A 2,726-nucleotide genomic window follows, 5' to 3' on the forward strand; every position below is an offset into this window, starting at 1 on the left:
GGGGTGCGGGTGCTGGCCGAGCCGGTGGAGTGGTCGGCCGGTGAGGGGCGCCCCCGGCGGGCGGCGGTGTCCTCGTTCGGGATCAGCGGGACCAACGCCCATCTCATCCTCGAAGAGGACCGGCAGGAGCCCGGCGAACACCACCGGAACCCACGACCGGACACCACCCCCGCCGTCCAGGGCGTGCCGCCCCTGACCTTCTCGGCACGGGCCGAGCAGCCGCTGCGTGAACACGCCGCGCAACTGCGCGCCCTGCTCGCGCAGTCACCGGACCTCGACCCCGCCGACCTCGCCCGCGCCCTCGTCACCGGCCGTGCCACCTTCGACCACCGCGCCGTGGTCCTCGCACAGGACCGCGCCGGCCTCCTGGACGCACTCGACGCGCTGGCCGGGGGCCTGCCGCACCCGGGAGCCGTCCACGGGACCGCCGGAGGCGACGGCGGCACGGTGTTCGTCTTCCCGGGACAGGGCTCGCAGTGGATCGGCATGGCGCTGGAACTGCTGGAGACCTCGCAGGTGTTCCGCGAACGGATGCACGAGTGCGCCGCGGCGCTCGCCGAGTTCACCGACTGGTCCCTCCTCGACGTGCTGAGCGGCGAGCCGGAGGCGCCGGGCTACGACCGCGTCGACGTGGTCCAGCCCGTGCTCTTCGCCGTGATGGTCTCCCTGGCCGCGCTGTGGCAGTCGCTGGGCGTACGCCCCGACGCCGTCGTCGGCCACTCCCAGGGCGAGATCGCCGCCGCCTGCGTCGCGGGCGCGCTCTCGCTGCGGGACGCCGCCCGCGTGGTCGCGCTGCGCAGCCGGGCACTGGCCGAACTCGCGGGCACCGGCGGCATGGTCTCCGTGCCGCTGCCGGCCGGCGAGACGGAACGGCGCATCCGGCGGTGGGGCGACCGGCTGGCCGTGGCCGCCGTCAACAGCCCGGGGTCGACCGTGGTGTCCGGAGACCCGGAGGCGCTGGAGGATCTGCTGGCCGAATGCACGGCCGACGGCGTCCGCGCCCGCAGGATCCCCGTCGACTACGCCTCGCACTCACCGCACGTCGAGGCCATCCGGGAACGGCTGCTCGACCTGCTGGCCCCGGTCGAGCCGCGCGACGCCGTCGTGCCGTTCTTCTCCGCGGTCACCGGCGGAGAGCCGGACGATTCGCACCTCGACGCGGAGTACTGGTACCGGAACCTGCGGCAGCCGGTGCGCTTCGACGAGGCCACGCGCGCCCTCCTCGCCCGCGGCCACCGCACCTTCATCGAGGTCAGTGCGCACCCGGTGCTCACCATGGCGCTCCAGGACACCATCGCCGCACAGGACGCCGCACAGGACGCCGAACAGGACGCCGAACAGGACACCGCGCAGGACGGGGCGGCGGAGGGCGCGGCGGAGCGGGATGCCGTCGTGCTGGGCTCGCTCCGGCGTGACGAGGGTGGCATGGCCCGGTTCCTGACCTCGGCCGCCGAGGGGTACGTGCACGGCCTGGGCGTCGACTGGTCCGCGGTCACCGGCAGTGGCGGCGTACCGGACGTCGAACTGCCCACCTACCCCTTCCAGCACCAGTCCTACTGGCTGGAACCGGCCGCCCGGACGGGCGATGTGGCCGCGGCCGGACTGCACGCGGCCGACCATCCGCTGCTGGGCGCGGCGGTGCCCACCGCGGACGGCGACGGACTGCTGCTCACCGGGCGGCTGTCGCTGCGCACCCACCCGTGGCTGGCCGACCACGCCGTCGGCGGCACCGTCCTCCTCCCCGGCACGGCCTTCCTGGAATTGGCGCTGGAGGCCGCCCGCCGGATCGGCTGCGGACACGTCGAGGACCTGACCGTGCTCACGCCGCTGGTGCTCCCCGAACGTGCCGCCGTGCGCCTCCAGGTCGCCGTGGGCGAGGCCGACGACGAGGGACGCCGCACACTGACCGTCCACTCCCAGCCCGACGAGGCCGGGGGGCACGACCAGGAGGAGACGCCCGGGCGGTCCTGGACCCGCCACGCCACCGGGGCGGTCCGCGGGGAACCGCGGACCGGGGCGGCGGCCGGACTGCCCGAGGCCTGGCCTCCCACCGGAGCGACTCCGGTGGACCTCACCGGGGCGTACGACAGACTCGCCGACGACGGTTACGAGTACGGCCCCGCCTTCCAGGGGCTGAGGGCCGCCTGGCGGCTCGGCGACGACGTGTACGCCGAGGTCGCACTGGGCGCCGGGGAACGCTCCACGGCCGGCGAGTTCGGACTCCACCCGGCCCTGCTGGACGCGGCGCTGCACCCGGTGGTGCTGGGCGCCCTCGGCGGCGACCACGACGAGGGCGTGCTGCCGTTCTCCTGGAACGGCGTCTCGCTGCACGCCGTCGGGGCCGCGTCCCTGCGGGTCCGGCTGCGCGCGACCGGGCGGAACGAGCTGACCGTCACCGTGGCGGACGCCACCGGGGCGCCGGTGGCCACCGTGGGCTCCCTCGCGCTCCGGCCGGTGGACACGGAATCACTGCGCGCGGCCGGCCGGGCGGGGCTGCCCCTGCTGCGCGTCGAGTGGCAGGCCTTCACCGCCGACGACTCCACCGCCGAAGGCGCTACCGCGTCCGACATGACTGTGTGGTCGGCAAAGCCGGCGCACTCCGATCCGGTGGTGTCCGCTCATGAGGCGGCCGCCGGGGCTCTGGAGGCTGTCCAGGGGCGTTTGTCCGGTGGTGGTGAGGGGCCGTTGGTGGTGGTGACGCGGGGTGCGGTGGCGGTGGTGCCGGG

1 protein-coding gene is annotated in these 2,726 nt (G+C 75.3%); it reads left to right on the plus strand.

Features of this window, described 5'->3' with window-relative positions; genetic code table 11:
* The coding region (locus BM237_RS28545; RefSeq protein ID WP_139238208.1) for an acyltransferase domain-containing protein at positions 1 to 2,726 on the plus strand (2,726 nt) is incomplete at both ends.

Origin of the sequence: Streptomyces mangrovi, assembly GCF_900114215.1 — a bacterium.
Taxonomy (GTDB): domain Bacteria; phylum Actinomycetota; class Actinomycetes; order Streptomycetales; family Streptomycetaceae; genus Streptomyces; species Streptomyces barkulensis.